The sequence below is a fragment of the Burkholderia sp. AU39826 genome (assembly GCF_020419965.1).
Taxonomy (GTDB): Bacteria; Pseudomonadota; Gammaproteobacteria; order Burkholderiales; family Burkholderiaceae; genus Burkholderia; species Burkholderia semiarida.
Genome location: NZ_JAIZQG010000021.1, coordinates 1 through 25,729, shown reverse-complemented (window position 1 = coordinate 25,729; position 25,729 = coordinate 1). Strand labels below are relative to the sequence as shown.

The following is a 25,729-nucleotide window of genomic DNA, read 5'->3' as shown; positions in this document are numbered from 1 at the left end:
ATTACTTGGCCTCCGCTTCAAAGTTGATTTCCTGGCCGGGCTTCAGGCAAACGTACGCCTTCTTCACGTCCTTGCGGCGGCCCATCGAACGGCCGAAGCGCTTTTGCTTGCCCTTCTGAACCAGCACGTTGACCGAATCAACTTCAACCTTGAACAGCAGCTCGACAGCCGCCTTCACTTCCTGCTTCGTGGCATCCGGTGCGACTTCGAACACGACTTGCTCGTTCTTGTCGGCAACCAGCGTCGCCTTTTCCGAGATCACCGGTGCGAGCAGGACCTGCATCAAACGATGATCGTTCTTGCGAATCTCGCTCATGACAGCAACTCCTCGATCTGGGCGACCGCAGCCTTCGTGACCAGCACTTTCTTGAAGTAGATCAGCGACAGCGGGTCAGCGTAGCGCGGCTCGACAATCGCCACGTGCGGCAGGTTGCGCGAAGCCAGGTACAGGTTCTCGTCGACCGTGTCCGTGATGATCAGAACGGAGTCGAGACCCATGGTCTTGAATTTGTCGGCCAGCAGCTTGGTCTTCGGCGCTTCGAGGATGATGTCCTCGACGACCGACAGACGGCCTTCACGGGCCAGCTGCGAGAAGATCGAGCAGAGACCTGCGCGATGCATCTTCTTGTTGACCTTGTGCGAGAAGTTTTCTTCCGGCGAATTCGGGAAGATACGACCACCGCCACGCCACAGCGGGCTCGACGACATACCGGCACGAGCGCGGCCCGTACCCTTCTGGCGCCACGGCTTCTTGGTCGTGTGCTTGACTTGCTCACGGTCCTTCTGTGCGCGGTTACCCTGGCGAGCATTCGCCTGGTAAGCGACGACGACCTGGTGGATCAGCGCTTCGTTGTAGTCACGACCGAACACGACGTCCGATGCGTTGACCACTGCACCTTCCTGACCATTTTCGTTCAGGAGCTTGAGTTCCATTATTTCGCCCCCTTGGTCTTGACGGCCGGCGTCACGAAGACCTTGCCGCCCTTCGCGCCCGGAATCGCACCCTTCACGAGCAGCAGCTTGCGCTCTGCGTCGATACGAGCGATTTCGAGGTTCTGCACCGTCACCGTCACGTCACCCATGTGACCCGTCATGCGTTTACCCGGGAAAACACGACCCGGATCCTGCGCCATACCGATCGAGCCCGGCACGTTGTGCGAGCGCGAGTTACCGTGCGTGGCACGGCCGGAGGAGAAGTTGTAACGCTTGATCGTACCGGCGTAGCCCTTACCGATCGACACGCCTTGCACGTCGACCTTCTGGCCCACTTCGAAAAGATCTGCACCGACCACGGCGCCATTCGACAGCTCGGCTGCCTTGGCCGCGTCAATGCGGAATTCCTTGAGGATTTCACCGGCTTCGACACCGGCTTTGGCGAGATGACCTGCCAGCGGCTTCGTCACGCGCGATGCGCGGCGGGAGCCGAATGCAACCTGCACGGCCGTGTAGCCGTCGGTTTCAACAGTCTTGATCTGCGTCACGCGGTTGTCCGACACGTCCAGCACGGTGACGGGAATCGAATCCCCTTCCGCCGTGAAGATACGGGTCATGCCAACCTTGCGACCTACGAGTCCAAGGCTCATCATTTTCTCCATTCCCGACTGCGATTGGTCGGGGCTGATTTACAAAATGCCGGGCACGCAAGGCCCAGCTTTTTTACGCGAATACGCGAAAAGCCAAGCAGTATAGCCCGACTCTGCGATTTCCGCAAGCAATACAAAGACTTAGCGCCACCCGACACGCCGGGCGGCGCTGGAAGCCTTACTGCAGCTTGATTTCCACGTCGACGCCAGCCGGCAGATCGAGCTTCATCAGCGCGTCGACGGTCTTGTCCGTCGGATCGACGATGTCCATCAGGCGCTGGTGGGTACGGATTTCGAGCTGATCGCGCGACGTCTTGTTGACGTGCGGCGAACGCAGGATGTCAAAACGCTGAATGCGCGTCGGCAGCGGCACCGGGCCACGGACGATTGCGCCAGTCCGCTTCGCGGTATCGACGATTTCGGCGGCCGATTGATCGATCAGACGATAGTCGAAAGCCTTCAGGCGAATGCGGATTTTCTGTTGCTGCATGACAATTCCTTGAAAAGAGCGAGGCGATGTTGCATCGCCGGACACTAAAAGAACGTGAAACATGACGCCAGCGGGGAGCGAAGCATCAGGTTCCGGACGGTACTTCCACTGCTAAGCCCGCGATTCTACACGAAAATTCGCGGTGGTGGTGCGCGTTTGTCGATGCTGCGCTTCGTACGCCACAAAGAAAAACCGGGTGCCAGATCGAACTGGACACCCGGTTTCGGCGGTACGCAGCTGCTTACCGCGGAATCGCGGACCCCGGAGGGATCCGCGGATCGTCGATATTACTCGATGATCTTGGCGACGACGCCGGCGCCGACGGTACGGCCGCCTTCGCGGATCGCGAAGCGCAGACCTTCTTCCATCGCGATCGGAGCGATCAGCTTCACCGTGATCGACACGTTGTCGCCCGGCATCACCATTTCCTTGTCCTTCGGCAGCTCGATCGAGCCCGTCACGTCCGTCGTACGGAAGTAGAACTGCGGACGGTAGTTGTTGAAGAACGGCGTGTGACGGCCGCCTTCGTCCTTGCTCAGCACGTACACTTCAGCCGTGAAGTGCGTGTGCGGCGTGATCGAACCCGGCTTCGCCAGAACCTGGCCACGCTCCACGTCTTCACGCTTCGTGCCGCGCAGCAGGATACCCACGTTGTCGCCTGCCTGACCTTGGTCCAGCAGCTTGCGGAACATTTCCACGCCCGTGCAGGTCGTCTTCACCGTCGGCTTGATACCGACGATTTCGATTTCCTCGCCGACCTTGATGATGCCGCGCTCGACACGACCCGTCACCACCGTACCGCGGCCCGAGATCGAGAACACGTCTTCCACCGGCATCAGGAACGCGCCGTCAACCGCACGCTCCGGCGTCGGGATGTACGTGTCCAGTGCGTCTGCCAGGTTCATGATCGCCACTTCGCCCAGCTCGCCCGTGTCGCCTTCCAGCGCCAGCTTCGCCGAACCCTTCACGATCGGCGTGTCGTCGCCCGGGAAGTCGTACTTCGACAGCAGTTCGCGAACTTCCATCTCGACCAGCTCGAGCAGTTCCGCGTCGTCCACCATGTCGCACTTGTTCAGGAACACGATGATGTACGGAACGCCAACCTGACGCGCCAGCAGGATGTGCTCACGCGTTTGCGGCATCGGGCCGTCTGCTGCCGAGCAAACCAGGATCGCGCCGTCCATCTGCGCCGCGCCCGTGATCATGTTCTTCACGTAGTCAGCGTGGCCCGGGCAGTCGACGTGTGCGTAGTGGCGGTTAGCCGTTTCGTACTCGACGTGTGCCGTGTTGATCGTGATGCCGCGCGCCTTTTCTTCCGGTGCCGCGTCGATCTGGTCGTACGCCTTCGCTTCGCCGCCGAACTTCTTCGTCAGAACCGTCGTGATCGCTGCCGTCAGCGTCGTCTTGCCGTGGTCAACGTGACCAATCGTACCAACGTTCACGTGCGGCTTGGTCCGCTCAAACTTTTCTTTTGCCATGATTCTCTTCTTTCAAAAAATAATCGATTGAGAGCTACAGATTTACTTCGACTTCGCGCTGATGATCGCTTCGGCAACGTTGCGCGGAGCTTCAGCGTAGTGCTTGAACTCCATCGTGTACGTTGCACGACCTTGCGTCAGCGAGCGCAGCGAAGTCGAATAGCCGAACATTTCCGACAGCGGCACTTCGGCGCGCACGATCTTGCCGCCGCCAACCATGTCTTCCATGCCCTGGACGATACCGCGACGGCCCGACAGGTCGCCCATCACGTTGCCCATGTAGTCTTCCGGCGTCTCGACTTCGACAGCCATCATCGGCTCGAGGACGACCGGGTTCGCCTTGCGCATCGCTTCCTTGAACGCCATCGAACCGGCCATGCGGAACGCGTTTTCGTTCGAGTCGACGTCGTGGTACGAACCGAACGTCAGGTGCACCTTCACGTCGACGACCGGGAAGCCGGCCAGCACGCCCGACTTCAGCGTGTCCTGGATACCCTTGTCGACCGCCGGGATGTATTCGCGCGGAATCACACCACCCTTGATCTCGTCGAAGAACTCGTAGCCCTTGCCTTGTTCGTTCGGCTCGAGCGTGATGACCGCGTGACCGTACTGGCCGCGACCACCCGACTGCTTGACGAACTTGCCGTCGACATCCTTCGCCGTCGAACGGATCGTTTCGCGGTACGCAACCTGCGGCTTGCCGACGGTCGCTTCCACGCCGAATTCACGCTTCATCCGGTCGACCAGAATTTCGAGGTGGAGCTCGCCCATGCCCGAAATGATGGTCTGGCCCGACTCTTCGTCGGTCTGCACGCGGAACGACGGGTCTTCCTGAGCCAGACGGTTCAGTGCGAGGCCCATCTTTTCCTGGTCGGCCTTGGTCTTCGGCTCGACCGCCTGCGAAATCACCGGCTCCGGGAACACCATGCGTTCGAGAACGATCGGGTTCGCCGGGTCGCACAGCGTGTCGCCCGTGGTGGCTTCCTTCAGGCCGACCGCCGCGGCGATGTCGCCTGCGCGGACTTCCTTGATTTCTTCACGCTGGTTCGCGTGCATCTGCAGAATACGGCCGAGGCGTTCCTTCTTGCCCTTGGTCGAGTTCAGCAGCGTGTCGCCCGAGTTGACGACGCCCGAGTACACACGGAAGAAGATCAGCTGGCCGACGAACGGGTCGGTCATGATCTTGAACGCGAGCGACGAGAACTTCTCGTCGTCCGACGCCTTGCGCTCTGCTTCTTCACCGTTCTCGAGCTCGCCCTTGACCGGCGGGATGTCGACCGGCGACGGCAGGAAGTCGATCACGGCGTCGAGCATACGCTGCACGCCCTTGTTCTTGAACGCGGTACCGCACAGCATCGGCTGGATTTCGCATGCGATCGTACGATCACGCAGCGCCTTGACGATGTCGGCTTCCGGCAGATCGCCTTCTTCCAGGTACTTGTTCATCAGGTCTTCGCTGGCTTCGGCAGCCACTTCGACCATCTTTTCGCGCCATTCCTTGCAGGTCTCGGCGAGTTCGGCCGGGATGTCGACGTAGTCGAACTTCGTGCCTTGCGACGCCTCGTCCCAAATGATCGCCTTCATCTTGATCAGGTCGACCACGCCCTTGAAGTTTTCTTCCGAGCCGATCGGCACCACGACCGGAACCGGGTTCGCCTTCAGGCGCAGACGGAGCTGGTCGTAGACCTTGAAGAAGTTCGCGCCGGTACGGTCCATCTTGTTGACGAACGCGAGACGCGGCACCTTGTACTTGTTCGCCTGACGCCACACCGTTTCCGACTGCGGCTGCACGCCGCCCACTGCGCAGTACACCATGCACGCGCCGTCGAGCACGCGCATCGAACGCTCCACTTCGATCGTGAAGTCGACGTGGCCCGGGGTGTCGATGATGTTGATGCGGTGTTCCGGATAGTTGCCGCCCATGCCCTTCCAGAAGGCCGTGGTAGCGGCGGACGTGATCGTGATGCCACGTTCCTGTTCCTGCTCCATCCAGTCCATCGTGGCTGCGCCGTCGTGGACTTCACCGATCTTGTGGTTCACACCGGTGTAAAACAGAATGCGCTCGGTCGTCGTCGTCTTGCCGGCGTCGATGTGAGCGCTAATACCGATATTGCGGTAGCGCTCGATAGGAGTCTTGCGAGCCACTTTGATCCTCTACTGGGATGACGTGATGCAGCCTTGCCGCATCACGCCTCAACACAAACGGGCGAGGCGCCTGAAAAGCGCACCCGCCCGGAATTTATTTCCGCAAACAGCCCAGCCAGGCGCTTAGAAACGGAAATGCGAGAACGCGCGGTTGGCTTCTGCCATGCGGTGAACTTCGTCGCGCTTCTTCATCGCGCCGCCACGGCCTTCGGCCGCTTCGGAGAGTTCACCTGCCAGGCGCAGGGCCATCGACTTCTCGCTGCGCTTCTTCGCAGCCTCACGCAGCCAGCGCATCGCCAATGCCATACGACGCGACGGGCGCACTTCGACCGGAACTTGATAGTTGGCACCACCAACGCGACGGCTCTTCACTTCGACCACCGGCTTCACGTTGTTGAGCGCAACCGTGAACACTTCCAGCGGGTCCTTGCCACCCTTGGTCTGGATTTGTTCGAATGCGCCATAAACGATGCGCTCTGCGACCGACTTCTTGCCGGACAGCATCAGCATGTTCATGAACTTGGCAACATCAACGTTGCCGAACTTCGGATCCGGCAACACTTCCCGCTTGGGGACTTCGCGACGACGCGGCATGATTCTTCCTTTACTTGTTCAGTTGGAGCTGGATTCAGCTCCGCGGCCACCAACAAACCCGATCACATCTTCACGACTAACCAGCTTGGCCGGGTGACCACTTACTCGACAGCACCGGCAATCCGGCACTCCCGCCTCGACCGCCCTGCGGCGATCCCTGATCAAAAACTGCTTACTTGGCAGCCTTTGCACGCTTCGCGCCGTACTTCGAGCGCGCTTGCTTACGGTCCTTGACGCCCTGGGTATCCAGCGAGCCGCGAACCATGTGGTAACGCACACCCGGCAAGTCCTTCACACGGCCGCCGCGGATCAGCACAACCGAGTGTTCCTGCAGGTTGTGGCCTTCACCGCCGATGTACGAAATCACTTCGAAGCCGTTCGTCAGACGAACCTTGGCGACCTTACGGAGTGCCGAGTTCGGCTTCTTCGGCGTCGTCGTGTACACACGGGTGCACACGCCGCGACGCTGGGGGCAGTCCTGCAGGGCCGGGCTCTTGCTCTTCGTCGTTTCCGACTGACGGCCTTTGCGAACCAGTTGGTTGATGGTTGGCATTGTTTATTCCTGAAATTGAACAAAATCTGCACATCGATTTCGGGCAAAGCGAGAATCGACGCACAGTTGACTTCCGAACCGGCGGATCGGGCGCGAACTTTCGAACGCGACGCGGCCTCCGAATACCGGAACCCAACATGATATTCCGGAAATACCAACGAAGTCAACGGCTTGCGTGATTTGCCGGCCGACCGCGCGGTCTATGGAAGGGGTCGGAACCCTGTGTCAAGCCGATTCGACGACGTCGATGATCTCGTCGCCGAAGCGCTCGAGCTTGCGCACGCCCATGCCTGGAATGTGACGCAGGTCGTCGATCGTCTCCGGCGCGTTGCGCGCGATTTCGGCGAGCGTCGCGTCGTGGAAGATCACGTAGGCCGGCACGCCGTCCGTCTTCGCGGTTTCCGCGCGCCACGCACGCAGCGCGTCCCAGCGTGCGCGCTCGCGAGCGCCCATGCCGGCCGTCGGGTCGACCCGCGTGCCGCTGCGGCTCGACGACTGGTGCGTACGCTGCGGCTTCACGTAGCGGCGCAGCGTGACCTTTTCCTCGTTCTTCAGCACCGGCTTCGCGGCCTCGGTGAGCACCAGCGCGCCGAAGCCGCCATGGTCGACCGCCAGGTAGCCGTACGCGACCAGTTGCCGGAAAATCGCGCGCCACTCGGGCTCGGACAGCGACGCGCCGATACCGAACGTGCTCAACTGGTCATGGCCGCGCTGCAGCACCTTCTCGGTGCGGCCGCCGCGCAGGATCTCGATCAGATGGCTCGCGCCGAAGTTGAAGCCGCTCGCGCGCTGCGCGCGAAACACGCACGACAGCGCCATCTGCGCCTCGCGCGTCGCGTCCCATGAATCGGGCGGCTCCAGGCACGTGTCGCAGTTGCCGCACGGCTGGCTCGCCTCGCCGAAGTAGTTCAGCAGCCGCACGCGGCGACACGAGATCGTCTCGCACAATCCGAGCAGCGCGTCGAGCTTCGACGTCTGCACGCGCTTGTGCGCGTCGTCCGCATCCGACTCGTCGATCATCTTGCGCTGCTGGACGACGTCGCCGAGGCCATACGCCATCCACGCGTTCGCGGGCATCCCGTCGCGGCCCGCGCGGCCGGTCTCCTGGTAGTAGCCTTCGACGCTCTTCGGCAAATCGAGGTGGGCAACGAAGCGCACGTCGGGCTTGTCGATACCCATGCCGAACGCGATCGTCGCGCACATCACGATGCCTTCCTCGCGCTGGAACATTTCCTGGTGCTTCTGCCGCACCTCGAATTCCATCCCCGCGTGATACGGCAGCGCGCGCACGCCCTGCGCCTTCAGCCATTCGGCCGTTTCCTCGACCTTGCGGCGCGACAGGCAGTAGACGACGCCCGCATCCGTCGTGCCGTCGGCATTCGTGTGTTCGGCGCGGATGAAGTCGAGCAGCTGCGAGCGCGCGTTGTCCTTTTCGACGATCCGGTAGCGGATGTTCGGGCGGTCGAAGCTCGACACGAACACGCGTGCGTCGTCGAGCGCGAGCCGATGGATGATCTCGTCGCGCGTGATCGCGTCGGCCGTGGCGGTCAGCGCGATGCGCGGCACCGACGGGAAGCGCTCGTGCAGCACCGACAGCTGGATGTATTCCGGACGGAAATCGTGCCCCCATTGCGACACGCAGTGCGCTTCGTCGATCGCGAACAGCCCGATCTTCGCGCGCTCGAGCAGGTCGAGGAAGCGCCCCGTCATCAACCGCTCCGGCGCGACGTACAGCAGGTCGATTTCACCTTCGCGCAGCGCGCGCTCGGTGGCTGCCGCCTCGGCGCCCGACAGTGTCGAATTCAGGTAAGCCGCGCGCACGCCGACTTCGCTCAACGCGGCGACCTGGTCCTGCATCAGCGCGATCAGCGGCGACACGACGATGCCGGCGCCCTGCCCGGCCTCGCGGCGCAGCAGCGCGGGAATCTGGTAACACAGCGACTTGCCGCCGCCCGTGGGCATCAGCACGAGACAATCGCCGCCGCCGGCGACGTGCTCGACGATCTCACCCTGCTGGCCGCGAAAGGCGGAATAACCAAAGACTTCGTCGAGTATTTCGAGGGCGCGGGACATGAATGAGACCAGGGACGGCTAAACGATGACCGCAATTTTAACAACCCGCTCGCGCGACGCGTGGCGAATCGCGCGATGTTGGCCATTCGGTCAGGGTTCGTTCGCGTGCATCATGAGCCTGTCGCCGCCATGCCGAAGGCGATCGCGGAGCATGCGTCGGCGCGGCACAGGCACGTCATGCGCGTGAACGAAGGACGAAAAAAAACCGCCCGGCAGAACCGGGCGGTTTCGGTGACAGCGATGATAGCAAGGCAACGCGGCTTTCGCCGCCCCGCGCTTACTCGGCTGCCGGGTGTTGCGGCTCTTCCGCCGGCGCGCTCGGCGTGCCGAAGTCGAATGCCTCTTCCGCTGCGATCTGGTCGAAACGCTCGCGATCCGACGATTCCTTCGCCTTGCGTGCCTTGTGGAACGCGAGACCCGTACCGGCCGGAATCAGACGGCCGACGATCACGTTTTCCTTCAGGCCGCGCAGATCGTCGCGCTTGCCCATGATCGCCGCTTCGGTCAGCACGCGGGTCGTTTCCTGGAACGATGCCGCGGAGATGAACGAGTCGGTCGACAGCGAAGCCTTCGTGATACCGAGCAGCACGTTGTCGTACGAAGCCGGGCGCTTGCCCTCGGCGATCATGCGATCGTTCTCGTCCAGCATGTCGGAACGCTCGACCTGTTCGCCCGGGATGAAGCGCGTATCGCCGTTGTCGGTGATCTGCACACGACGCAGCATCTGGCGAACGATCACCTCGATGTGCTTGTCGTTGATCTTCACGCCCTGCAGACGGTACACGTCCTGCACTTCGTCGACGATGTAGCGCGACAGCGCCTCGATACCCTGCAGACGCAGGATGTCGTGCGGATCGGCCGGACCGTCCACGATCATTTCGCCCTTGTTGACCACCTGGGCATCGTGAACCAGAACCTGCTTTTCCTTCGCGATCAGGAACTCGTGCTGGTTGCCCTCGAGGTCCGTGATGACGAGACGCTGCTTGCCCTTCGTGTCCTTGCCGAACGACGTCGTACCGGTGACTTCCGCGAGAATGCCGGCATCCTTCGGCGAACGCGCTTCGAACAGTTCCGCCACCCGCGGCAGACCGCCGGTAATGTCACGCGTCTTCTGCGCTTCCGTCGGGATACGTGCGAGCACTTCACCGACCTGCACCTGCTGGCCATCCTTCACGGTGATCAGTGCGCCGACCTGGAAGCCGATCTGCACTGCGTGCTCCGTGCCCGGAATCTTCACTTCCTCGCCGTTCGCGTCGAGCAGCTTCACCTGCGGACGCACGCTCTTCGACGCCTGCGAACCGCGGCGCTTCACGTCGATCACGACCAGCGTCGACAGGCCCGTCACGTCGTCGATCTGCTTCGCGACGGTCACGCCTTCCTCGACGTTCTCGAACTTCACCGTACCACCGTACTCGGTGATGATCGGGCGCGTCAGCGGATCCCACGTGGCGAGCTGCGTGCCGGCCTTGATGGTCGCGCCGTCGAGCTGCAGCAACGTCGCGCCGTACGGCACTTTGTGACGCTCGCGCTCGCGACCGAAGTCGTCGGTGATCATCGCTTCGCCCGAACGGGAAATGACGATCTGCTCGCCCTTCGCGTTCGTGACGTAGCGCATCGTCGCCGTGAAGCGGACGATACCGTTGCTCTTCGCTTCGACCGACGAGGCCACTGCCGCACGCGACGCCGCGCCACCGATGTGGAACGTACGCATCGTCAGCTGCGTGCCCGGCTCGCCGATCGACTGCGCGGCGATCACGCCGACCGCTTCGCCGACGTTCACGAGCGAGCCGCGGCCAAGGTCGCGGCCGTAGCAGGCTGCGCACAGACCGTAACGCGTTTCGCAGGTCAGCGGCGTGCGCACGCGCACTTCGTCGATGCCGAGGCGTTCGATTTCCTCGACCGCCGTTTCGTCGAGCAGCGTGCCCGATTCGTACAGCGTTTCCTGCGTTTCCGGGTTCACGACGTCCGCGACCGCGACGCGGCCGAGGATACGGTCGCGCAGCGCTTCGACGACTTCACCGCCTTCGACGAGCGCCTTCATCGCCACGCCGTTCGACGTGCCGCAATCGTCTTCCACCACGACCAGATCCTGCGTGACGTCGACGAGACGACGCGTCAGGTAACCCGAGTTCGCGGTCTTCAGTGCCGTATCAGCCAGACCCTTACGTGCACCGTGGGTCGAGATGAAGTACTGCAACACGTTCAGACCTTCGCGGAAGTTCGCGGTAATCGGCGTCTCGATAATCGAGCCGTCCGGCTTCGCCATCAGGCCACGCATGCCGGCCAGCTGACGAATCTGAACCGCCGAACCCCGGGCGCCCGAGTCGGCCATCATGTAGATCGAGTTGAACGACTCCTGGCGCGTCTCGTTGCCGTCGCGATCGATCACGGGCTCCGTCGACAGCTGCTCCATCATCGCCTTGCCGACCGCTTCCGACGTTGCCGACCAGATGTCGACCACGTTGTTGTAGCGTTCCTGCGCGGTGACGAGACCCGACATGTACTGGCGGTCGTACTCCTTCACCTTCTTCGCGGCGTCGCCGACGATCGTTTCCTTCTGCGGCGGCACGAGCATGTCGTCAACGCAGATCGAGATGCCGGCACGCGTCGCGAGACGGAAACCCGACTGCATCAGCTGGTCGGCGAACACGACCGTCGCACGCAGACCGCACTTGCGGAACGCCGTGTTGATCAGGCGCGAGATTTCCTTCTTCTTCAGCGGCTTGTTCAGCACCGAGAACGGCAGGCCGTGCGGCAGGATCTCCGACAGGATCGCGCGACCGACGGTCGTCGCGTACAGCGTGATCTTCGGCACGAATTCCGGCGCGCCTTCCGACGTGTCCTCGTTGCGGACCATTTCGGTGATCCGGACGTTGACGCGCGAGGCCAGCTCGACTTCCTTGTTCTCGTACGCGCGGATCACTTCCGACACGCCGGTAAACGACAGGCCTTCGCCCTTGCCGTTGATCGCTTCGCGGGTCGCGTAGTACAGACCTAGCACGATATCCTGCGACGGCACGATCGACGGATCGCCGTTGGCCGGGAACAGCACGTTGTTCGACGCGAGCATCAGCGTGCGCGCTTCCATCTGCGCTTCGAGCGACAGCGGCACGTGAACGGCCATCTGGTCACCGTCGAAGTCGGCGTTGAACGCCGCGCAGACGAGCGGGTGCAGCTGGATCGCCTTGCCTTCGATCAGCACCGGCTCGAACGCCTGGATACCGAGACGGTGCAGCGTCGGCGCACGGTTCAGCATCACCGGGTGCTCGCGGATCACCTCTTCGAGGATGTCCCACACCACCGGCGTCTGGTTCTCGACTTCCTTCTTCGCGGCCTTGATGGTCGTGGCGACGCCCATCACTTCCAGCTTGTTGAAGATGAACGGCTTGAACAGCTCGAGCGCCATCAGCTTCGGCAGACCGCACTGGTGCAGCTTCAGCGTCGGGCCGACCACGATGACCGAACGGCCCGAGTAGTCGACGCGCTTGCCCAGCAGGTTCTGACGGAAACGACCGCCCTTGCCCTTGATCATGTCGGCGAGCGACTTCAGCGGACGCTTGTTCGCGCCCGTCATCGCCTTGCCGCGACGACCGTTGTCGAGCAGCGAGTCGACGGCTTCCTGCAGCATCCGCTTTTCGTTGCGGACGATGATTTCAGGCGCCTTCAGCTCGAGCAGACGCTTCAACCGGTTGTTCCGGTTGATCACGCGGCGATACAGGTCGTTCAGGTCCGACGTCGCGAAACGGCCGCCGTCCAGCGGCACGAGCGGACGCAGTTCCGGCGGCAGCACCGGCAGCACTTCGAGGATCATCCACTCGGGCTTGATGCCCGAGCGCTGGAATGCCTCGAGGACCTTCAGGCGCTTCGCGTACTTCTTGATCTTCGCTTCCGAGCCGGTGTTCTTCAGCTCGGTGCGCAGCGTCTCGACCTGCTCGTCGATGTTGATCGCGCGCAGCAGTTCACGCACGCCTTCCGCGCCCATTTCGGCACGGAATTCGTCGCCGTATTCCTCGACCTTGTTGTAGTAATCCTCTTCGGTCATGATCTGCCGCGCCTTCAGCGGCGTCATGCCCGGTTCGATGACCACATAGGCTTCGAAGTACAGCACGCGTTCGATGTCGCGCAGCGTCATGTCGAGCACCATGCCCAGACGCGACGGCAGCGACTTCAGGAACCAGATGTGCGCGACCGGCGAGGCCAGCTCGATGTGGCCCATCCGTTCGCGACGCACCTTCGCCAGCGTCACTTCGACGCCGCACTTCTCGCAGATCACGCCGCGGTGCTTCAGACGCTTGTACTTGCCGCACAGGCACTCGTAGTCCTTGATCGGCCCGAAGATCTTCGCGCAGAACAGACCATCGCGTTCCGGCTTGAACGTACGGTAGTTGATGGTCTCCGGCTTCTTCACTTCGCCGAACGACCACGAACGGATCTTGTCGGGCGAGGCCAGACCGATCTTGATCGCGTCGAAAACTTCTTCCTGTTGGACTTGCTTGAATAGATCGAGCAGAGCTTTCATTGCTTTCTCTCCGTAGTCCGATTAATTGCGGTCGAGATCGATATCGATACCGAGCGAGCGGATTTCCTTCACGAGCACGTTGAAGGATTCCGGCATGCCTGCATCGATCACGTGATCGCCCTTGACGAGGTTTTCGTACACCTTCGTCCGGCCGGTCACGTCGTCCGACTTCACCGTCAGCATTTCCTGCAGCACGTAGGACGCGCCGTACGCTTCGAGTGCCCACACTTCCATTTCACCGAAACGCTGGCCACCGAACTGCGCCTTACCACCCAGCGGCTGCTGCGTGACGAGCGAGTACGGGCCGGTCGAACGCGCGTGCATCTTGTCGTCGACCAGGTGGTGCAGCTTCAGGTAGTGCATGTAGCCGAGCGTCACGCGACGTTCGAACATTTCACCCGTGCGGCCGTCGTACAGGCGGACCTGGTTCTTCGACGGGTTCATGCCGAGCTGTTCGGCGATGTCGTCCGGGAACGCGAGGTCGAGCATCTTGCCCATTTCTTCCTCGGTCGCACCGTCGAACACCGGCGTCGCGAACGGCACGCCTTCGCGCAGGTTCTTCGCGAGTTCGAGGATCTCGTCGTCGGTGAAGCTTTCCAGATCTTCCTGGCGGCCCGACTCGTTGTAGATCTTCGTCAGGAACGCGCGCAGTTCCTCGATCTTCGCCTGACGCTGCAGCATTTCGCCGATACGCCAGCCGAGGCCCTTCGCGGCCCAGCCGAGGTGCACTTCCAGAACCTGACCCACGTTCATCCGCGACGGCACGCCGAGCGGGTTCAGCACGACGTCTGCCGGACGGCCGTCGGCCATGTACGGCATGTCTTCGATCGGAACGATCTTCGACACGACACCCTTGTTACCGTGACGGCCCGCCATCTTGTCGCCAGGCTGCAGACGGCGCTTCACCGCGAGGTACACCTTGACCATCTTCAGCACGCCCGGCGGCAGTTCGTCGCCTTGCGTGAGCTTCTTGCGCTTCTCTTCGAACGCGAGGTCGAACTGGTGACGCTTCTCTTCGATCGAGTTCTTGATCGCTTCGAGCTGCGCCGCCGCTTCGTCGTCCGCGAGGCGGATGTCGAACCAGTGGTAATGGTCGAGGTCTTCCAGGTAAGCCTGGTCGATCTTCGTGCCCTTCGCGAGCTTCTTCGGACCGCCGTTCGCGACCTTGCCCACGAGCATGCGCGCGAGACGCTGGAACGCGTCGCCTTCCACGATGCGCAGCTGGTCGTTCAGGTCGAGACGGTAGCGCTTCAGTTCGTCGTCGATGATCTGTTGCGCACGCTTGTCGCGCTGGATGCCTTCACGCGTGAACACCTGGACGTCGATCACCGTCCCGCTCATGCCCGACGGCACGCGCAGCGACGTGTCCTTCACGTCCGAAGCCTTCTCGCCGAAGATCGCGCGCAGCAGCTTCTCTTCCGGCGTCAGCTGGGTCTCGCCCTTCGGCGTGACCTTACCGACCAGCACGTCGCCAGCTTCGACTTCCGCACCGATGTACACGATGCCCGATTCGTCGAGACGGCCGAGCTGGACTTCCGCCAGGTTCGAGATGTCGCGCGTGATTTCTTCCGGCCCGAGCTTCGTGTCGCGTGCAACGACGTTCAGCTCTTCGATGTGGATCGACGTGTAGCGATCGTCCGCGACCACCTTCTCCGAGATCAGGATCGAATCCTCGAAGTTGTAGCCGTTCCACGGCATGAACGCGATCAGCATGTTCTGGCCGAGCGCGAGCTCGCCCAGGTCCGTCGAGGCGCCGTCGGCCAGCACGTCGCCGCGCGAGACCTTGTCGCCCATCTTCACGATCGGACGCTGGTTGATGTTCGTGTTCTGGTTCGAACGCGTGTACTTGATCAGGTTGTAGATGTCGACACCGACTTCACCCGCGACCGCTTCGTCGTCGTTCACGCGAATCACGATACGGCCTGCGTCGACGTAGTCGACCACACCGCCGCGGAACGCCTGAACCGTCGTACCCGAGTCGACCGCGCAGGTGCGCTCGATGCCCGTACCGACGACCGGCTTTTCCGGACGCAGACACGGCACGGCCTGACGCTGCATGTTCGAACCCATCAGTGCACGGTTCGCGTCATCGTGCTCGAGGAACGGGATCAGCGACGCTGCCACCGACACGATCTGCGACGGCGCGACGTCCATGTACTGGATCCGGTCCGGCGTGACCATCATCGTTTCGCCGGCTTCGCGCGACGACACGAGTTCGTCGATCAGTCGGCCGTCTTCGTCGATCGCGGCGTTCGCCTGGGCGATCATGTAGCGACCTTCCTCGATCGCCGACAGGTAGTCGATCTGATCGGTCACCTTGCCGTCCACGACCTTGCGGTACGGCGTCTCGAGGAAGCCGTACTCGTTCAGGTGCGCGTACAGTGCGAGCGAGTTGATCAGGCCGATGTTCGGACCTTCCGGCGTCTCGATCGGGCACACGCGGCCGTAGTGGGTCGGGTGCACGTCGCGGACTTCGAAGCCTGCGCGCTCGCGCGTCAGACCGCCCGGGCCCAGTGCGGAAACACGGCGCTTGTGCGTGATTTCCGACAGCGGGTTGGTCTGGTCCATGAACTGCGACAGCTGCGACGAACCGAAGAACTCGCGGATCGCCGACGAAATCGGCTTCGAGTTGATCAGGTCGTGCGGCATCAGGTTTTCGCTTTCGGCCTGGCCGAGGCGTTCCTTGACCGCGCGCTCGACACGCACGAGACCGGCGCGGAACTGGTTTTCCGCCAGTTCGCCGACGCAACGCACGCGACGGTTGCCGAGGTGGTCGATGTCGTCCACTTCGCCCTTGCCGTTACGCAGCTCGACGAGGATCTTGATCGTCGCGAGGATGTCGTCGTCCTGCAGCGTCATCGGGCCGACGATCTCGTCACGGCCGACGCGGCGGTTGAACTTCATGCGGCCGACCTTCGACAGGTCGTACGCTTCTTCGCTGTAGAACAGACGGTTGAACAGCGCCTCGACCGCTTCTTCGGTCGGCGGCTCGCCCGGACGCATCATGCGGTAGATCGCGATGCGCGCGGCCGTCTTGTCGGTCGTTTCGTCGACACGCAGCGTGGACGAGATGTAAGGACCCTGGTCCAGATCGTTCGTGTAGAGCGTCTGGATGTCCTTGATGCCCGCTTCGCGCAGCTTCTCGAGCACGCTTTCCGTGACTTCGTCGTTCGCGCTCGCGATCACTTCGCCGGTGTCGCCGTCGACGACGTTCTTCGCCAGCACGCGGCCGAGCAGATAGTCTTCCGGCACCGAGATGAACTTGGTCTTCGCGGCTTCGAGGTCGCGAATGTGCTTCGCGTTGATCCGCTTGTCCTTCTGGACGATGACCTTGCCGTCGCGATCCGTGATGTCGAAGCGCGCGACTTCGCCACGCAGGCGCTCGGGCACGAACTCGAGTTGCGCGCCTTCGTCCATCAGCGTGAAGTTGTCGAACACGAAGAAGTTCGCGAGGATCTGTTCCGGCGTCAGGCCGATGGCCTTCAGCAGGATCGTGACCGGCATCTTGCGGCGACGGTCGACGCGGAAATACAGGATGTCCTTCGGATCGAATTCGAAGTCGAGCCACGAGCCGCGGTACGGAATGATCCGTGCCGAGAACAGCAGCTTGCCCGAGCTGTGCGTCTTGCCCTTGTCGTGTTCGAAGAACACGCCCGGCGAACGATGCAGCTGCGAGACGATGACACGCTCGGTGCCGTTGATGACGAACGAGCCCGTCGGCGTCATGAGCGGAATTTCGCCCATGTACACTTCCTGCTCCTTCACTTCCTTGACGACCGGCTTGTTCGGCGATTCCTTGTCGAGGATGACGAGGCGGACCTTCGCGCGCAGCGCGGAGCAGTACGTCAGGCCGCGCTGCTGGCATTCCTTGATGTTGAATGCCGGCGACGACAGCGCATAGCTCACGAACTCGAGGCGCGCGAAACCGTTGTGCGAAACAATGGGAAATACCGACGTGAACGCGGCCTGCAAACCCTCGGGCTTACGTTGCGTCGCGGGCACATCGGCTTGCAGAAACGTGCTGAATGATTCAAGCTGAGTAGCCAGCAAGAACGGAACTTGGTGAACGATGGGGCGCTTCGCGAAACTCTTGCGAATGCGCTTCTTCTCGGTGAAGGAATATTGCATACGATCTCCGAATCACGGCGGGTGCTATCGAGGCGGAATACCTGGACGTTTCAAACCCGAGTGTTCACCGACTGAGACCCGATGGCCGTTCGACGGCTTGAACGAGCCGAGAAGCTTGGTGGTTGGCCGCTACCAACCGCTGGCTGACGGCAGCGGATGCCTGTGTTGCCCGCTACCCGACCAAACTTGCCTTCTGCAGTCGCTTCAGAAGACAAAGAGAACCGCCAATCGTGAGTGATGCATCACAACGATCAGGCGGTTTTCTTTGGCTTCTGGGGCCGATTATTCGGGCTCCCGAATGAGTGCCAGAATAACGTCCCCACAAAGCACAAAAAGGCCGGCGGTGAAAATACCGCCAGCCTTCGCACAGCGCGCCGAAACTTACTTGACTTCGACCTTCGCGCCAGCTTCTTCCAGCTTCTTCTTGGCTTCTTCAGCAGCAGCCTTGTCGACGCCTTCCTTGATCGGCTTCGGTGCACCGTCAACCAGGTCCTTCGCTTCCTTCAGGCCCAGGCCCGTCAGTTCGCGAACGGCCTTGATGACCGAAACCTTGTTGGCGCCGGCTTCAGCCAGGACGACCGTGAATTCGGTCTTCTCTTCTGCAGCAGCAGCAGCGCCGCCGCCTGCCGGGCCAGCGACTGCCACTGCAGCTGCCGACACGCCAAACTTCTCTTCGAATGCCTTGACCAGTTCGTTCAGTTCCAGAACGGTCATCCCTTCGACTGCTGCCAGGATGTCTTCTTTTGCGATTGCCATTTGAAATACTCCTAAATTGAATTCGGATACAGCCAGCGATCAATGACGCTGATGCACGTTCGCTTACGCAGCTTCCGCTTGCTTCTTCTCGGCCAGCGCGGCCAGAGCACGCGCGAAGCCCGAAACAGGCGCTTGCATAACGAACAGCAGCTTCGAGAGCAGTTCTTCGCGGCTCGGGATGCTTGCCAGCGCTTGCACGCCAGCCTTGTCCATCACCTTGCCATCGAACGAACCAGCCTTGATGACCAACTTGTCATTGCTCTTGCTGAAGTCGTTGACGACCTTAGCAGCGGCAATTGCATCTTCCGAGATGCCGTAGATCAGCGGACCAGTCATCTGCTCTGCCAGCGGAGCAAACGGCGTACCTTCGACAGCGCGACGCGCCAGCGTGTTCTTCAACACGCGCAGGTAAACCTTTTGCTCACGCGCTTGCGCGCGCAGCTTGGTCAGATCGCCAACCGCAATTCCACGATACTCAGCCAGCACAACGGTCTGGGCCTTCGCGACTTGCGCGGAAACCTCAGCGACGACGGCTTGCTTGTCTTCTCTATTAAGCGGCACGGTTAGCCTCCAGAAACGATACGTTCGGCCTTGCCGGTATGGCGAAACCTCACGTACCTCGTTCAACAACGGCGTCCGACCTCGTTAGGAGTATTTCCACCTCATGCCGCGAATCGCTTCGCGGCCTGCGGCTTCACCACTGCAAAACTTTTTCGGGTTCGCCATCTGCGTTGGCTTGAATTAAGGGGATCACCTGACTGCTGCGCCCCACCAACGGTCTTTGATAACCGGTTGCCCGCCCTGCTGCACGAACAACCGCCCAAAGCCCATGTGGACCGCTTCGCGAGCGAAGCGGCCCGAATACTTGCTTACTGTGCTGCCAGCGTAGCCTGGTCGACGCGCACGCCGACGCCCATCGTGCTCGACAGTGCGATCTTGCGCAGGTACACGCCCTTGCTCGTTGCCGGCTTTGCCTTCTGCAGCGCTTCGATCAGCGCCGACAGGTTCGAACGCAGCGCGGTCGGCTCGAACGATGCACGGCCGATGGTCGCATGGATGATACCGGCCTTGTCGACACGGAATTGCACCTGACCAGCCTTCGCGTTCTTGACGGCGGTTGCGACGTCCGGCGTGACCGTACCGACCTTCGGGTTCGGCATCAGGCCGCGCGGGCCGAGGATCTGGCCGAGCGTACCGACGATACGCATCGTGTCCGGCGAAGCGATCACGATGTCGAAGTCCATCTGGCCAGCCTTGATCTGCTCAGCCAGGTCTTCCATACCGACGATTTCCGCGCCAGCTGCACGAGCTTGCTCGGCCTTTTCGCCTTGCGCGAACACGGCAACGCGAACCGACTTGCCCGTACCTGCCGGGAGAACGACCGAACCACGAACGACCTGGTCCGACTTCTTCGCATCGATGCCGAGCTGGACTGCGACGTCGATCGACTCGTCGAACTTCGCGCTCGCGCATTCCTTCACGAGGCTCAGTGCGTCTTCGATCGCGTACAGCTTCTGACGGTCGACCTTGGCGGCAAATGCCTGACGGCGCTTGGAGATCTTAGCCATTTACACGCCCTCCACAGTGATACCCATCGAGCGTGCGCTACCAGCGATGGTGCGAACGGCTGCGTCCAGATCAGCTGCCGTAAGGTCCGGCATCTTGGTCTTCGCGATTTCTTCGGCTTGAGCGCGCGTGATCGAACCGACCTTGTCGGTGTGCGGCTTGCTCGAGCCCTTGTCCACCTTCGCCGCCTTCTTGATCAGGACGGTCGCCGGCGGCGTCTTCATCACGAACGTGAAGCTCTTGTCAGCGAATGCCGTGATGACCACCGGCACCGGCAGACCCGGCTCCATGCCTTGAGTCTGCGCGTTGAACGCCTTGCAGAACTCCATGATGTTCAGGCCGCGCTGGCCCAGTGCCGGACCAACCGGCGGCGACGGGTTGGCTTTACCTGCAGGGATCTGCAGCTTGATAAAGCCGATAATCTTCTTTGCCATTTGAAACCTCATTGGAACGCCGGAGAAGGCGTTCGGTGAGTGATAACGCGCTTTCGCCGCTGGCTACTGACGCTCCTCAACGGCCATGACGCGGGCCGTAAGCGCGAAGGTGGGCAGCCGAGGCTGCCCACCGAATCGGGATCAAACTTTTTCGACCTGACCGAACTCGAGTTCGACGGGGGTCGAGCGGCCAAAGATGGTGACCGACACACGCACGCGCGATTTCTCGTAGTTGACTTCTTCGACGGTGCCGTTGAAGTCCGTGAACGGGCCTTCCTTGACACGCACCATCTCGCCGACTTCGAACAGGGTCTTCGGGCGCGGCTTTTCGACGCCTTCCTGCATCTGCGACATGATCTTCTCGACTTCCTTCGGGGAAATCGGGGTCGGGCGGTTACGCGCACCGCCGACGAAACCCGTGACCTTCGCGGTGTTCTTCACGAGGTGCCACGTTTCGTCCGTCATTTCCATTTCCACCAGCACGTAGCCAGGGAAGAAACGACGTTCGGTCACAGCCTTGTGGCCGCCTTTGACTTCGACCACTTCTTCGGTCGGAACCAGGATCTGACCGAATTTGTCCTGCATGCCAGCACGTTCGATGCGCTCTTGAAGCGCGCGTTGCACGCTCTTCTCCATACCGGAGTAGGCGTGCACGACGTACCAACGCTTTCCGCTCGGGGATGCCGGAGTATCGCTCATATCATTTCCAACCCAGAATCGCCGAGAAAATCACCCATTCGATCGATTTGTCGCTCAACCAGAGGAAAATCGCCATCACGAGCACGAAACCGAACACGACGAGTGTGGTTTGCGTTGCTTCCTTGCGGGTGGGCCATACGACCTTCCGGACTTCCTTGTACGAATCCTTGGCAAACGCGATGAGGCTCTTGCCAGGGGCGGACATCAGCCCGACGGCCACGCCGGCGATGATACCTACCGCCAACGCGGCACCGCGGACATACCACTGCTGATTGGCCAGCCAGAAGAAGCCCACGAATCCGGCCAACACCAGCAATACGCCCAGGGCCAGCATCAGCTTATCGCCGGAGGTATTTACAGTTTCGACGGATGGATTCGCCATAACACCTTAAAACAAATGCCACGTGGGACACGTGGCGATTTTTGGCAGGGGCAGAGGGAATCGAACCCCCAACCTTCGGTTTTGGAGACCGACGCTCTGCCAGTTGAGCTATACCCCTAAACCATGTTGGGGCCGGCTGCTGCCAGCCCCAAAACTGTCGATCAACGAATAACTGGCTTACTCGATGATCTTGGCGACGACGCCGGCGCCGACGGTACGGCCGCCTTCGCGGATCGCGAAGCGCAGACCTTCTTCCATCGCGATCGGAGCGATCAGCTTCACCGTGATCGACACGTTGTCGCCCGGCATCACCATTTCCTTGTCCTTCGGCAGCTCGATCGAGCCCGTCACGTCCGTCGTACGGAAGTAGAACTGCGGACGGTAGTTGTTGAAGAACGGCGTGTGACGGCCGCCTTCGTCCTTGCTCAGCACGTACACTTCAGCCGTGAAGTGCGTGTGCGGCGTGATCGAACCCGGCTTCGCCAGAACCTGGCCACGCTCCACGTCTTCACGCTTCGTGCCGCGCAGCAGGATACCCACGTTGTCGCCTGCCTGACCTTGGTCCAGCAGCTTGCGGAACATTTCCACGCCCGTGCAGGTCGTCTTCACCGTCGGCTTGATACCGACGATTTCGATTTCCTCGCCGACCTTGATGATGCCGCGCTCGACACGACCCGTCACCACCGTACCGCGGCCCGAGATCGAGAACACGTCTTCCACCGGCATCAGGAACGCGCCGTCAACCGCACGCTCCGGCGTCGGGATGTACGTGTCCAGTGCGTCTGCCAGGTTCATGATCGCCACTTCGCCCAGCTCGCCCGTGTCGCCTTCCAGCGCCAGCTTCGCCGAACCCTTCACGATCGGCGTGTCGTCGCCCGGGAAGTCGTACTTCGACAGCAGTTCGCGAACTTCCATCTCGACCAGCTCGAGCAGTTCCGCGTCGTCCACCATGTCGCACTTGTTCAGGAACACGATGATGTACGGAACGCCAACCTGACGCGCCAGCAGGATGTGCTCACGCGTTTGCGGCATCGGGCCGTCTGCTGCCGAGCAAACCAGGATCGCGCCGTCCATCTGCGCCGCGCCCGTGATCATGTTCTTCACGTAGTCAGCGTGGCCCGGGCAGTCGACGTGTGCGTAGTGGCGGTTAGCCGTTTCGTACTCGACGTGTGCCGTGTTGATCGTGATGCCGCGCGCCTTTTCTTCCGGTGCCGCGTCGATCTGGTCGTACGCCTTCGCTTCGCCGCCGAACTTCTTCGTCAGAACCGTCGTGATCGCTGCCGTCAGCGTCGTCTTGCCGTGGTCAACGTGACCAATCGTACCAACGTTCACGTGCGGCTTGGTCCGCTCAAACTTTTCCTTGGCCATTTTCAACTCCCAAAAGGAATTTCACAGGTTGCGCCGCGCGCAAACAAGACACTGACTTTTTACTGCTGGTGCCCATGGGCAGGATCGAACTGCCGACCTCTCCCTTACCAAGGGAGTGCTCTACCACTGAGCCACATGGGCGCTACGCTTCAACTTAGCGGTCTGGAGCGGGTGAAGGGAATCGAACCCTCGTCGTAAGCTTGGAAGGCTTCTGCTCTACCATTGAGCTACACCCGCACGGGCCACTAACGATTCCTTGCCGCTCACTGCGCTGATATCTTGGTGGAGGAGGTTGGATTCGAACCAACGTAGGCGTAAGCCAACAGATTTACAGTCTGCCCCCTTTAGCCACTCGGGCACCCCTCCGTAGAGAACTGACGATTATGGGGGTGCATCGCACTCCTGTCAAGCATATCCGGAAGATTATTTTCACTTTCTTCCCGACCTCTGCTTCCCGCCGATCGCCGCCCTTGCCCGGCTAAGGCAAGCGCGAGATGTTGCCGACCGGCACCACATCTTCGTCAGACTCCGCCTTCAGCGCCGATCTGCATCTGCGCTAAAAACGAAAGACCGCCATCATACGGCCTCTTTCGCACAATGCCAAGCGGGTAGACGCAAATTTTCCGCAAATTTCGTGCCGGGCCGAGCACCCGGCGCGGTCGCCCGTTGTCCGCGGAGGCCCGGTGGGGCGTTCGGCAGGAATAGGGACCTACAGGCGACCTTGGGGCTTCCTGGCTTCTTCGTCAGGGGCGGCTGAGGGATACTCTAAGAGGCAGCAGGCCAACGTGAGCATCTGGTCGTGCTGACCGCTGCGAACCGTCGGTATTACGCGAAATCGCAACCGCTCGTGCGCGGCCATCCACCAGAACCAGATTGGGGCGCCGTCCTCGTTGTCGCAATTGCTCGAGCAGACGCGCCACGTGAACATCCACCAGCGAGAAGTCGACCTCGATGTGCGGAAACCGCCCGGTTCCACGTATCGATGATGGCCAACATTCGAATACGTCGACCACGCACCAGCGCGTCAGCAACGAAGTCCACCGCCCGGCTTTTGTCGATGCCATTGGGTGTCGACATGACCACGCGCCAATGACTCGGACGCTTCTTTCGCCGTTTCAGGCGAAGCGATAGACCCTCTCGGCGCAGCAAGACGTGCGGGCGAGGCGAGCCAAACCGTGGCCGCCGCCGCGCCAGTTCGCATTGTCGTTGCCGCACTTGCTGGTCGCTGTCTGGCGAGGCCGGCCGCCGCAACGTCCGGCGATTCAGACCAGTGAACGTGCACGCGTGCTTCGCCAGCCACAAGCCATCCGGCGCCTGTACAGCAAGGCGGGACTGGGTGCGCGCAAGCGGCGACGCAAGCGTATTGCGGCCGTCGAGCGCACACCTCTGCCGTTACCAATAGGCCCGGATCAGAGTTGGTCGATGGACTTCGTTTCTGGCAGGTTGTGACCTGCCCCCAGCAAACAGGGCCAGGCGGAACCTAGTAAAGTTCGTTTTCGGAGAAGACGAACATGAAGAAACGCTTTTCGGAAGAGCAAATCATCGGCTTTCTGAAGGAAGCCGAGGCCGGCATGCCGGTCAAGGAGCTGTGCAGGAAGCACGGGTTCAGTGACGCGTCGTTCTACACCTGGCGTGCGAAGTTCGGCGGCATGGAGGTATCGGAAGCCCGTCGACTCAAGGACCTGGAGAGCGAGAACGCGCGGCTCAAGAAACTGCTGGCTGAAGCGATGCTCGACATGGAAGCCCTCAAGGTGGTCGTGAAGGGAAAGCCCTGAGCCCACAAGCCAAACGCGAAGCAGTGGTGGCGATTCGGGAGAAGGTCAATATCTCCGAGCGCCGCGCCTGCCGGCTTGTCGGGCTTTCTCGCAGCGTGCTGCATTACGACGCGAAGCCAGATGCCGAGAATGAAGCGTTGATGGCGCGCTTGGTCGAACTGGCCCATGAACGCCGTCGGTTCGGCTACCGCCGACTGCATGCGCTGGTGGAGCGCGAAGGCATTCACGCGAACCATAAGCGGGTGCATCGCCTCTACCGTGAGGCGGGACTGGCGGTACGGCGCCGCCGTCGGCGCCACGGGGTGATGATTGAACGCGAGCAGCTGAGTTTGCCGAGCGCGCCGAACGAGGTCTGGTCAATCGATTTCGTCATGGATGCGCTCTCCAATGGCCGCCGCTTGAAGTGCTTGACCATCGTCGATGACTTCACGAAGGAGTCGATCGATATCGTCGTCGATCATGGCATTTCGGGCTTGTATGTGGCTCGGGCGTTGGACCGAGCAGCGCGTTTCCGGGGCTATCCCAAGGCCGTGCGAACGGACCAGGGACCGGAATTTACGAGCCGTGCGCTCGACCAATGGGCCTACGCCAATGGCGTGACGTTGAAATTGATTCAGCCGGGCAAACCGACGCAGAATGCGTATATCGAGTCGTTCAACGGCAAGTTCCGCGATGAATGCCTCAATGAGCACTGGTTCACAAGTCTCGGGCATGCTCGGGCGCTCATAGCGACGTGGCGCCAGGACTACAACGAGGAACGGCCGCATAGCGCGCTGAACTACCTGTCGCCAGCAGAGTTTGCTGCGAAACACCGGGCAGCAGTGGATGCTCCTGCCGCTTTCCAGGAGTTGGTTTAAAGGGACTTTGCTAGAAACCCATTGGCCCTATTGAAGGGGGCAGGTCAGTTCGCCCGAGCGCACGATGAAAAGCAGCAGTTTTTAACCTCGGACTTTAACTGCAGTCCGGACTGAAACCTGGCAGGTCCGCAGGAGCGCAGATGGAACGGGCGCGGCCCGACGCATGCCTTTTGGGAGACCGAAATGCAAAAACCCCCGCCTTTCGGGCGGGGGTTCTTGGCTTAGGGAGCCTGACGATTACCTACTTTCACACGGGAATCCGCACTATCATCGGCGTAGAGTCGTTTCACGGTCCTGTTCGGGATGGGAAGGGGTGGGACCGACTCGCT

General features: G+C 61.4%; 19 protein-coding genes, 4 tRNA genes and 1 rRNA gene. 1 reads left to right on the top strand and 23 read right to left on the bottom strand.

Features of this window, described 5'->3' with window-relative positions; genetic code table 11:
- Position 1 precedes the first annotated feature (1 nt).
- From rplW to LGM42_RS26600, 22 genes are all read right to left on the bottom strand, one after another.
- The gene (gene rplW / locus LGM42_RS26705; RefSeq protein ID WP_004199275.1) at positions 2 to 316 is read right to left on the bottom strand and encodes a 50S ribosomal protein L23; all 315 of its coding nucleotides are present in this window, start codon (positions 314 to 316) and stop codon (positions 2 to 4) included.
- Entirely contained in the window at positions 313 to 933 is a 621-nt protein-coding gene (gene rplD / locus LGM42_RS26700; RefSeq protein WP_006477192.1) for a 50S ribosomal protein L4, read from the bottom strand. The genes rplW and rplD overlap by 4 nt, the downstream gene beginning before the upstream one ends.
- Positions 933 to 1,583, bottom strand: a complete 651-nt coding sequence (rplC, locus tag LGM42_RS26695; protein WP_006482922.1) for a 50S ribosomal protein L3 — start codon at positions 1,581 to 1,583, stop codon at positions 933 to 935. The genes rplD and rplC overlap by 1 nt, the downstream gene beginning before the upstream one ends.
- Positions 1,584 to 1,761: 178 nt before the next feature.
- Positions 1,762 to 2,073 carry a 30S ribosomal protein S10 gene (rpsJ, locus tag LGM42_RS26690; RefSeq protein ID WP_004199280.1) on the bottom strand — a complete coding sequence of 104 codons (312 nt, stop codon included), beginning with the start codon at positions 2,071 to 2,073 and terminating at the stop codon, positions 1,762 to 1,764.
- 287 nt (positions 2,074 to 2,360) lie between these two features.
- On the bottom strand, positions 2,361 to 3,551 hold the full coding sequence (tuf, locus tag LGM42_RS26685) for an elongation factor Tu (RefSeq protein ID WP_034209732.1): 1,191 nt from the start codon (positions 3,549 to 3,551) through the stop codon (positions 2,361 to 2,363).
- A gap of 42 nt (positions 3,552 to 3,593) precedes the next feature.
- Positions 3,594 to 5,696, bottom strand: a complete 2,103-nt coding sequence (gene fusA / locus LGM42_RS26680; RefSeq protein WP_059535572.1) for an elongation factor G — start codon at positions 5,694 to 5,696, stop codon at positions 3,594 to 3,596.
- Between the two features lie 123 nt (positions 5,697 to 5,819).
- Positions 5,820 to 6,290, bottom strand: coding sequence for a 30S ribosomal protein S7 (gene rpsG / locus LGM42_RS26675; protein WP_006477195.1), 471 nt, complete (start codon positions 6,288 to 6,290; stop codon positions 5,820 to 5,822).
- A 172-nt stretch (positions 6,291 to 6,462) separates the two neighbouring features.
- Positions 6,463 to 6,843, bottom strand: coding sequence for a 30S ribosomal protein S12 (gene rpsL / locus LGM42_RS26670; RefSeq protein ID WP_006400662.1), 381 nt, complete (start codon positions 6,841 to 6,843; stop codon positions 6,463 to 6,465).
- Between the two features lie 225 nt (positions 6,844 to 7,068).
- A complete protein-coding gene (gene recQ, locus LGM42_RS26665; RefSeq protein ID WP_226233755.1) occupies positions 7,069 to 8,916 on the bottom strand; it encodes a DNA helicase RecQ in 1,848 nt (615 codons plus the stop codon).
- Positions 8,917 to 9,193: 277 nt separating this feature from the next.
- On the bottom strand, positions 9,194 to 13,435 hold the full coding sequence (gene rpoC, locus LGM42_RS26660; RefSeq protein WP_006482896.1) for a DNA-directed RNA polymerase subunit beta': 4,242 nt from the start codon (positions 13,433 to 13,435) through the stop codon (positions 9,194 to 9,196).
- 21 nt (positions 13,436 to 13,456) lie between these two features.
- The gene (rpoB, locus tag LGM42_RS26655) at positions 13,457 to 17,563 is read right to left on the bottom strand and encodes a DNA-directed RNA polymerase subunit beta (protein WP_034209726.1); all 4,107 of its coding nucleotides are present in this window, start codon (positions 17,561 to 17,563) and stop codon (positions 13,457 to 13,459) included.
- A gap of 381 nt (positions 17,564 to 17,944) precedes the next feature.
- Positions 17,945 to 18,319: a 50S ribosomal protein L7/L12 gene (gene rplL / locus LGM42_RS26650; RefSeq protein WP_006482911.1), complete on the bottom strand. Its 375-nt coding sequence runs from the start codon at positions 18,317 to 18,319 to the stop codon at positions 17,945 to 17,947.
- A gap of 63 nt (positions 18,320 to 18,382) precedes the next feature.
- Positions 18,383 to 18,880: a 50S ribosomal protein L10 gene (rplJ, locus tag LGM42_RS26645; protein WP_006482916.1), complete on the bottom strand. Its 498-nt coding sequence runs from the start codon at positions 18,878 to 18,880 to the stop codon at positions 18,383 to 18,385.
- A gap of 308 nt (positions 18,881 to 19,188) precedes the next feature.
- On the bottom strand, positions 19,189 to 19,887 hold the full coding sequence (rplA, locus tag LGM42_RS26640; protein WP_006482906.1) for a 50S ribosomal protein L1: 699 nt from the start codon (positions 19,885 to 19,887) through the stop codon (positions 19,189 to 19,191).
- Complete coding sequence (gene rplK / locus LGM42_RS26635) at positions 19,888 to 20,319, bottom strand: 50S ribosomal protein L11 (RefSeq protein ID WP_006477201.1); 432 nt, start codon at positions 20,317 to 20,319, stop codon at positions 19,888 to 19,890. It abuts the gene before it with no gap.
- Between the two features lie 141 nt (positions 20,320 to 20,460).
- The gene (gene nusG / locus LGM42_RS26630; RefSeq protein ID WP_006400672.1) at positions 20,461 to 21,018 is read right to left on the bottom strand and encodes a transcription termination/antitermination protein NusG; all 558 of its coding nucleotides are present in this window, start codon (positions 21,016 to 21,018) and stop codon (positions 20,461 to 20,463) included.
- Position 21,019: 1 nt separating this feature from the next.
- Positions 21,020 to 21,400, bottom strand: coding sequence for a preprotein translocase subunit SecE (gene secE / locus LGM42_RS26625; protein ID WP_006482892.1), 381 nt, complete (start codon positions 21,398 to 21,400; stop codon positions 21,020 to 21,022).
- Positions 21,401 to 21,442: 42 nt separating this feature from the next.
- Positions 21,443 to 21,518, bottom strand: a tRNA-Trp gene (locus tag LGM42_RS26620).
- 59 nt (positions 21,519 to 21,577) lie between these two features.
- A complete protein-coding gene (tuf, locus tag LGM42_RS26615; protein WP_034209732.1) occupies positions 21,578 to 22,768 on the bottom strand; it encodes an elongation factor Tu in 1,191 nt (396 codons plus the stop codon).
- Positions 22,769 to 22,834: 66 nt separating this feature from the next.
- A tRNA-Thr gene (locus LGM42_RS26610) sits at positions 22,835 to 22,909 on the bottom strand.
- A gap of 22 nt (positions 22,910 to 22,931) precedes the next feature.
- A tRNA-Gly gene (locus tag LGM42_RS26605) sits at positions 22,932 to 23,005 on the bottom strand.
- Positions 23,006 to 23,048: 43 nt separating this feature from the next.
- Positions 23,049 to 23,134, bottom strand: a tRNA-Tyr gene (locus LGM42_RS26600).
- Between the two features lie 1,145 nt (positions 23,135 to 24,279).
- Between LGM42_RS26600 and LGM42_RS26590 the strand changes: the two genes are divergently transcribed.
- Positions 24,280 to 25,400, top strand: a protein-coding gene (locus LGM42_RS26590; protein WP_226233753.1) for an IS3 family transposase whose coding sequence is annotated in 2 segments (ribosomal slippage) — positions 24,280 to 24,538 and positions 24,538 to 25,400 — 1,122 coding nt in all. Because the reading frame shifts where the segments join, the coding sequence is not laid out codon by codon here.
- A 228-nt stretch (positions 25,401 to 25,628) separates the two neighbouring features.
- Here the strand turns inward: LGM42_RS26590 and rrf are convergent.
- Positions 25,629 to 25,729, bottom strand: a 5S ribosomal RNA gene (gene rrf, locus LGM42_RS26585); the annotation flags it as partial.